Here is a 6,806-nt window from a genome sequence, read left to right as displayed (position 1 = left end):
CGAACGGGTCCGGCGAGCCGACCCGCCGGCCGGGGCGACCGCTTGCGCTTCGCGCGGCGGCGCGGACGTGGCCGCGCCTAAAGCCTGTCCTGATCAGGCGTTAACAACCGTTCGTCCCGAGCGGAGTCGAGGGACCAACCTGGTACGGTGTCTCGACTTCGCTCGACACGAACGGGTCAGGGTTCAGTTTGAATAGGACAAACCCTAGCGGTCGCCCAACGTGATGATGTGGTCGAACACCGCCGGATGCAGTGGCTTGCCGAACGCGCAGCCGTATCGGAACTTGTCGCGCCAAGCGACCATCGCCTCCAGCGCGGCCAGCCCCGGCAGCGTCAGCCACACGGTCGTGCCCGGCCAGAGCGTGAAGCTCGTTTCCGCGCGGAACCCCGCTCGCGACAGGTCCACCACGTCGATCTCGAACCGGGTCTGGCCCCGGTCGCGCAGGTGCGCGCGCATCTTCACCGCGCGGCGCAGCGCGCGGCGATGATCGTCGCCGAGGACGACGGGCTCGAAGGGCGGGTCGAAACGCGGCTGTCTCATGGCGCCGCGCCCTACGCCGGCAAGCGTTACCGATCGTTAAAGCCGGGCTGACGGGGTCGCCAGCCACCCCCCGGCTATGGATTCGCCCAGCGCGCTGTGCTTTAGCGAGCGCCATCCCAGTCAAGGCGATGTCCCCATGAACATCCACGAATATCAGGCCAAGGAGCTGCTGGCCAAGTTCGGCGTCCCCGTGCCCGACGGCCACGCCGCGATGACCGTCGACGAGGCGGTCGCCGCCGCCGGCCGGCTGCCGGGGCCGCTCTATGTGGTCAAGGCGCAGATCCATGCCGGCGGGCGTGGCAAGGGCAAGTTCAAGGAGCTGGGCCCCGACGCCAAGGGCGGGGTCCGCCTCGCGCGCACGGCGGACGAGGTCCGCGCGGCGGCGGCCGACATGCTCGGCAACACGCTGGTTACCGTGCAGACCGGCGAGCACGGCAAGCAGGTCAACCGCCTGTACGTCACCGACGGCGTCGACATCGCCCGGGAGTTCTACCTGGCGCTGCTGGTCAATCGCGCGACCGGCCGCGTCTCGATGGTCGCCTCGACGGAGGGCGGCATGGACATCGAGACGGTGGCGCACGACACGCCGGAGAAGATCACCACGCTCGACATCGACACCGCGACCGGCTTCATGCCCCATCACGGCCGCGCCGTCGCCGCCGCGCTGGGGCTGACGGGCGATCTCGCCAAGCAGGCGGCGAACGTCGCGTCGAAGCTGTACGCCACGTTCCTGGGCACCGACGCCGCGCAGATCGAGATCAACCCGCTCGCGGTGACCGACGACGGCCGACTGATGGTGCTCGATGCCAAGGTCGGCTTCGATGCGAACGCGATGTTCCGCCACAAGGACCTGGCCGCGCTGCGCGACGAGACGGAGGAGGACCCGGCCGAGATCGAGGCGAGCAAGTACGACCTCGCCTATATCAAGCTCGACGGCGACATCGGCTGCATGGTCAACGGCGCGGGCCTCGCCATGGCGACGATGGACATCATCAAGCTGAACGGCATGTTCCCCGCCAATTTCCTCGACGTCGGCGGCGGCGCCAACAAGGAGAAGGTGACGGCGGCGTTTAAGATCATCCTGGGCGACCCCAATGTGAAGGGTATCCTGGTCAACATCTTCGGCGGCATCATGCGCTGCGACATCATCGCCGACGGCATCGTCGCCGCCGCGCGCGAGGTGAACCTGGCCGTCCCCCTTGTGGTCCGGCTGGAGGGCACCAATGTCGAGCAGGGCAAGGCGATCCTGGCGGGCTCCGGCCTGGCGATCGTCCCCGCCAACGATCTGGGCGACGCCGCGCGCAAGATCGTCGCCGAGGTGAAGAAGGCGGCCTGAACCGCCCTCGCAGAGGCGGCAGGCTTTGGAGAGAGAAGCGATGAAGGTCCTCGTCCCCGTCAAGCGGGTGCTCGACTATAACGTGAAGCCGCGCGTGAAGGCGGACGGCACGGGCGTCGATCTCGCCAACGTCAAGATGAGCATGAACCCGTTCGACGAGATCGCGGTCGAGGAGGCGATCCGCCTGAAGGCCCAGGGCGTCACCGAGATCGTCGCGGTCTCGATCGGCGAGCCCAAGGCGCAGGAGACGCTGCGCACCGCGCTCGCCATGGGCGCCGACCGCGCGATCCTGGTCACCAGCGACGAGAAGGTCGAGCCGCTGGGCGTCGCCAAGATCCTCAAGGCCATCGCCGACGAGGAGAAGCCGGACCTGATCATCCTGGGCAAGCAGGCGATCGACGACGACAACAACCAGACCGGGCAGATGCTCGCCGGGCTGCTCGGCTGGGGTCAGGGCACATTCGCGTCCAAGGTCGTGATCGAGGGCGGCGCCGTCACGGTGACGCGCGAGGTCGATGGCGGGCTGGAGACCGATACCTTCAAGCTGCCCGCGATCGTGACGACGGACCTGCGCCTCAACGAGCCGCGCTATGCGTCGCTGCCCAACATCATGAAGGCGAAGAGCAAGCCGCTCGCGCAGAAGACCGCCGCCGATTACGGCGTCGACGTCACGCCCCGGCTCCAGACGCTCAAGGTGGTCGAGCCGGGCAAGCGCAACGCCGGGATCAAGGTCGCCGATGTCGACGAGCTGGTGATGAAGCTGTCGGCGATGGGCATCGCCAAATAGGCCCGCACCGCCCGGTGTCGCGTGACGTCGCGGCACCGGGCGGGGCAACCCCCCTCGACGTCGCTCGGGGCGAACAAAAGGCAATAAGAGATGAAGTGTCTGGTCTGGGTCGAGCATGATGGCACGACCGTCAAGGACGCCACGCTCGCCGCGGTCACCGCCGCGGGCAAGCTGGGCGAGGTGCATCTGCTGGTCGCGGGGCAGGACGTCGACGGCGTCGCGCAGGCCGCGGCGCGGATCGCGGGCGTCGGCAAGGTTCACCTCGCCGACGACGCCGCCTATGCGCACGCGCTGGCGGAGAATATCGCGCCGCTCGTCGTCGAGCTGATGGGTCACCACGACGCATTCGTCGTGCCCGCCACCACGACGGGCAAGAACATCGCGCCGCGCGTCGCGGCGCTGCTCGACGTGATGCAGATCAGCGACATCCTGTCGGTCGAGAGCGACGACACCTTCACCCGGCCGATCTACGCCGGCAACGCGATCGCGACCGTCCGCTCGTCGGACGCCCGGAAGGTCATCACCGTGCGCACCACCGCGTTCGCCAAGGCGGCGGCGACCGGCGGCTCGGGCAGCGTCGAGGCCGTGCAGGGCCAGGGCGACCAGGGCCTGTCGACCTTCGACAGCGCCGAGATCGCCAGCAACGCGCGGCCCGAGCTGACCAGCGCCAAGGTGATCGTGTCGGGCGGCCGCGCGCTGGGCTCGGCCGACCAATATCACGCGCTGATCGAGCCGCTCGCCGACAAGCTGGGCGCCGGCGTCGGCGCGTCCCGCGCGGCGGTGGACGCGGGCTATGCGCCCAACGACTATCAGGTCGGCCAGACCGGCAAGATCGTCGCGCCCGAGGTCTATGTCGCGGTCGGCATCTCCGGCGCGATCCAGCATTTGGCGGGGATGAAGGACTCCAAGGTCATCATCGCGATCAACAAGGACGCCGACGCCCCGATCTTCCAGGTCGCCGACCTCGGCCTAGTCGGCGACCTGTTCAAGCTGGTGCCGGAGCTGACCGCGAAGCTGTAGCTGTTAGACCAATGCTTCCGGCAAGCGCGCCAGGGCAGGTTCGGCGCTACCCGATCGGTTGATCACCGCCCCGTCGGGCATTGTCGTCGGCTCCGTACCGACATCGCCGAGGTCAGGATCGACAGGGGCGACATCCTCCCGAAGGAACCGCCGCGCAGCGTCCGCGCCAACCGCCTCGATCACTTCGAACCCGAGATCGAGCAGCATGTCGGCCTTGCACGCTTCCTACCGACGCATGTCGCCAACGGCCGATGCCGCCCCTGCAAACGCGGGGAAGGCACCGTTGCGTCCTTCACAGGCTGATTGGGCCGTCGCTTGCTATTGAGCGAGGCATTGGACGTGGTAAACGAGATGAATTAGAGGGGGAAATGTGATGCTCGGCTTCAAACGGCTCGCGATGGTTGTCAGTGCGGCGATGCTCGCAACGTCCAGTGTTTGCGCGGCGGCCCCCTATGATCGCCTGTACGTGTTCGGCGACAGCCTGGTCGACAGCGGCAACGCCGCGACCCAGGTACCGGGCTCGGCGCCGGCGTCGGGGCGCTTCACCAACGGGCTGAACTTCGCGGACGACGTATCGCTCGCGCTCGGGTTCGGACCGGCCACCGCCTATCTGCAGGGCGGCACGAATTATGCGGTCGGTGGCTCCACCGTCGCGACCTTCTTCGCCAACCAGATCCCGCCCGATCTCGGCTTCCAGATCACCGGCTATTACGAACCATCGACCCTCACCACCAGCCCGCTCGCCCGGCGCGCCGCCATCGACGCGAACAGTCTGGTGCTGATCACCTCGGGCGGAAACGATGTCCGTGACTATGGCTTTCCTGGCGCGCCCTCGCCGCTCGACACGGTCACCGCCCTCCGGACCGATCTGACCCGGCTGATCATGACCGACGGCGCGCGCAACATCATCGTCGTCGGCCTTCCGGACGTGGGACAGATCCCGAGCATCTACGGCACCGCCGCGCAAGCCAATGCGACGCTCGCGTCGACCGGCCTGAACACGCAATACAGCTCGATCGTCGACAGCTTCCAGCAACAGTTGGGTACATCGGGGTCGATCCGCCTGTTCGACCTCGCCACGTTGCAGACCTCGATCCAGGACCATCCCGCCGACTATGGGCTCGACCCGGCGTTGGTCCATAGCAGTTGCGTGGCGACGGGGGGTCTCGCCAGTGACTGCGCCGGCTACCTCTACTATGACGGCATCCACCCGACCGCCTATGTCCACGGCCTGATCGCCCAGGCGATCGTCGCTTCCATCCCCGACCCTACCACCTGGGCGATGATGATCGTCGGCTTCGGGCTGACCGGTGCGACCTTGCGGCGTCGGGGGCCGGCAGCGGCGATGGCCTGACACGCTGGCGTCTGACACGCTGGGCGGTGCCGGGCTGGATCGCCTCGCTTCAGCCCGCCACCTGCTCGCCGACCACTTGCTCGATCGCGCCGAAGATCGAGTGGTGGCGATCGTCCTCCGCCCAGATGCGGACGGTGTCGCCGCGCTGGAGGAACGGGGTGACGGGCCGGCCGCCGGTGATCGTCTCCACCGTGCGGACCTCGGCCAGGCACGAATAGCCGACGCCGCCGGCCGCGATCGGCTGGCCGGGGCCGCCATCGGCGTCGCGGTTGGACACGGTGCCCGAACCGACGATCGTGCCCGCGCCGAGCCGGCGCGTCCGCGCCGCGTGCGCGACGAGCGTGCCGAAGTCGAAGGTCATGTCCTGCCCCGCCTCCGCGCGGCCGAAGGGCTGGCCGTTCAGGTCGACCATCAGCTTGCGATGGAGCTTCCCGTCCCGCCACCAGTCGCCCAGCGCGTCCGGCGTGACGAACACGGGCGAGAAGGCGCTCGCGGGCTTCGATTGGAAGAAGCCGAAGCCCTTGGCCAGGTCGCCCGGGATGAGGTTGCGCAACGACACGTCGTTGGTCAGCCCGACCAGCCGGATCGCCGCCAGCGCCTCGTCGCGCGAGGCGCCCAGCGGCACGTCGCCGGTGACGACCACCACCTCGGCCTCCAGATCGCAGCCCCACGCCTCGTCGGCGAGCGGGATCGGATCGCGCGGGCCCAGGAAGCCGTCGGAGCCGCCTTGGTACATCAGCGGGTCGTGCCAGAAACTGTCGGGCATCGCCGCCCCACGCGCCTGCCGCACCAGCGCGACGTGGTTCACATAAGCCGAGCCGTCCGCCCATTGATACGCGCGCGGCAGCGGCGCGGCGGCGGCGTGCTCGTGGAAGCGTTTCAGCGGGATCGCCCGGTTGCGCACGTCGGTGGCCAGCGCGCGCAGCGCGGGGAGCAGGCGATCCCAATCGTCGAGCGCGGCCTGCAGCGTCGGCGCGACCTGGCCGGCGTCGGCCTGCCAGGCGAGGTCGTCCGAGACGACGACCAGCCGGCCATCGCGGCCGTGCTTGAGGCTGGCGAGTTTCATCGTTACGCTCTCCTGTATCGTCATCCCGGTCCGAGCCGGGTCCCGTCGCTGGTCGTCGTCGCAACGGCGACGGTCAACCCTGCGTTCCCGACGGGGCGCCGGCGAGCGCCGCCCATGCCGCGATCTCGTCGGGGAAGCGCCGGTCGACCGTCACCTTTTCCACCGCGCCGGTCGTGGGATCGACCTCGGCCGTGCCCTCCCACTCCCAGGTCGCATTGCCGAGCAGCGTCACCTCGCCACCGGCGTCGGCCGCGCCGCGCACCAGCCCGCCACGGTTCCACAGCGTCGCCTCGCTGTCATGGGGCCAGCGTCCGGTCAGGCAGGCGGCGTAGAGCGACGCGGCCATCGCGCTGCCGCAACTGTCGGTCAGGCCGACGCCGCGCTCAAAGGTCCGCACGAACAGCCCGCCGGGACGGGGCTCGACGAACGACACGTTGGCGCGGTTGGGCAGCCAGCCGGGCGCCGCCGCGCATGCGTCGCCGATCGCGACCAGCTCCGCCTCGTCTACCGCGTCGACAAAGGCGACGAGGTGGGGATTGGGCATGGCGACGGCGGTGAAGGCGCGGGCGCTGCCGAGCCGATCGATCGGACGATCGATATTGTCCGCCCGCCCGATCGCCATCGGCCACCGGGCGAGGTCCAGCCCGGCGGGGCCGGCGACCTCGCGGATCGTGGCGACGCCGGGCGCGAGGTCGGGCGCGCG

The 6,806-nt window shown here is 69.2% G+C and carries 7 protein-coding genes and 1 pseudogene; 4 read left to right on the top strand and 4 right to left on the bottom strand.

All coding sequences use genetic code 11. From position 1 onward, the window contains the following. Positions 1-204: 204 nt before the first annotated feature. Positions 205-540 (bottom strand): pilus assembly protein PilZ, encoded by a 336-nt coding sequence (locus HUU95_RS05055; protein ID WP_174279116.1) that lies wholly within the window; start codon positions 538-540, stop codon positions 205-207. A 136-nt stretch (positions 541-676) separates the two neighbouring features. On the opposite strand from HUU95_RS05055, the gene sucC reads away from it, so the two are divergent. The 3 genes from sucC to HUU95_RS05040 all read left to right on the top strand — a co-directional run bounded on the left by sucC (position 677) and on the right by HUU95_RS05040 (position 3,683). Next, positions 677-1,876 carry an ADP-forming succinate--CoA ligase subunit beta gene (gene sucC, locus HUU95_RS05050; protein ID WP_174279115.1) on the top strand — a complete coding sequence of 400 codons (1,200 nt, stop codon included), beginning with the start codon at positions 677-679 and terminating at the stop codon, positions 1,874-1,876. Positions 1,877-1,916: 40 nt separating this feature from the next. Then, the gene (locus HUU95_RS05045) at positions 1,917-2,663 is read left to right on the top strand and encodes an electron transfer flavoprotein subunit beta/FixA family protein (protein WP_174279114.1); all 747 of its coding nucleotides are present in this window, start codon (positions 1,917-1,919) and stop codon (positions 2,661-2,663) included. Between the two features lie 90 nt (positions 2,664-2,753). Then, positions 2,754-3,683, top strand: a complete 930-nt coding sequence (locus HUU95_RS05040) for an electron transfer flavoprotein subunit alpha/FixB family protein (RefSeq protein ID WP_174279113.1) — start codon at positions 2,754-2,756, stop codon at positions 3,681-3,683. Positions 3,684-3,686: 3 nt separating this feature from the next. Here the strand turns inward: HUU95_RS05040 and HUU95_RS05035 are convergent, their stop codons facing one another. Beyond that, positions 3,687-3,890: a hypothetical protein gene (locus tag HUU95_RS05035; RefSeq protein WP_174279112.1), complete on the bottom strand. Its 204-nt coding sequence runs from the start codon at positions 3,888-3,890 to the stop codon at positions 3,687-3,689. Between the two features lie 166 nt (positions 3,891-4,056). Between HUU95_RS05035 and HUU95_RS14475 the strand changes: the two genes are divergently transcribed. Beyond that, positions 4,057-5,037, top strand: a complete 981-nt coding sequence (locus HUU95_RS14475; protein ID WP_174279111.1) for an SGNH/GDSL hydrolase family protein — start codon at positions 4,057-4,059, stop codon at positions 5,035-5,037. Between the two features lie 49 nt (positions 5,038-5,086). Here HUU95_RS14475 and HUU95_RS05025 read toward each other — a convergent pair whose 3' ends face one another. Both HUU95_RS05025 and HUU95_RS05020 read right to left on the bottom strand, forming a co-directional pair. After that, positions 5,087-6,103, bottom strand: coding sequence for a fumarylacetoacetate hydrolase family protein (locus HUU95_RS05025; protein WP_174279110.1), 1,017 nt, complete (start codon positions 6,101-6,103; stop codon positions 5,087-5,089). 73 nt (positions 6,104-6,176) lie between these two features. Then, positions 6,177-6,806: pseudogene (locus HUU95_RS05020) on the bottom strand (diaminopimelate epimerase); the annotation flags it as partial.

The organism is Sphingomonas bacterium, from assembly GCF_903643065.1.
Lineage (GTDB): Bacteria > Pseudomonadota > Alphaproteobacteria > Sphingomonadales > Sphingomonadaceae > Sphingomonas.
This window is presented reverse-complemented; position numbering and strand designations above follow the sequence as displayed.

What these genes read in the sequence shown, in the direction of transcription:
- HUU95_RS05035 (WP_174279112.1), bottom strand. Translation starts at nt 3,890, where the DNA reads ATGCTGCTCGATCTCGGGTTCGAAGTGATCGAGGCGGTTGGCGCGGAC.
- sucC (WP_174279115.1), top strand. Translation starts at nt 677, where the DNA reads ATGAACATCCACGAATATCAGGCCAAGGAGCTGCTGGCCAAGTTCGGC.
- HUU95_RS05045 (WP_174279114.1), top strand. Translation starts at nt 1,917, where the DNA reads ATGAAGGTCCTCGTCCCCGTCAAGCGGGTGCTCGACTATAACGTGAAG.
- HUU95_RS05055 (WP_174279116.1), bottom strand. Translation starts at nt 540, where the DNA reads ATGAGACAGCCGCGTTTCGACCCGCCCTTCGAGCCCGTCGTCCTCGGC.
- HUU95_RS05040 (WP_174279113.1), top strand. Translation starts at nt 2,754, where the DNA reads ATGAAGTGTCTGGTCTGGGTCGAGCATGATGGCACGACCGTCAAGGAC.
- HUU95_RS05025 (WP_174279110.1), bottom strand. Translation starts at nt 6,103, where the DNA reads ATGAAACTCGCCAGCCTCAAGCACGGCCGCGATGGCCGGCTGGTCGTC.
- HUU95_RS14475 (WP_174279111.1), top strand. Translation starts at nt 4,057, where the DNA reads ATGCTCGGCTTCAAACGGCTCGCGATGGTTGTCAGTGCGGCGATGCTC.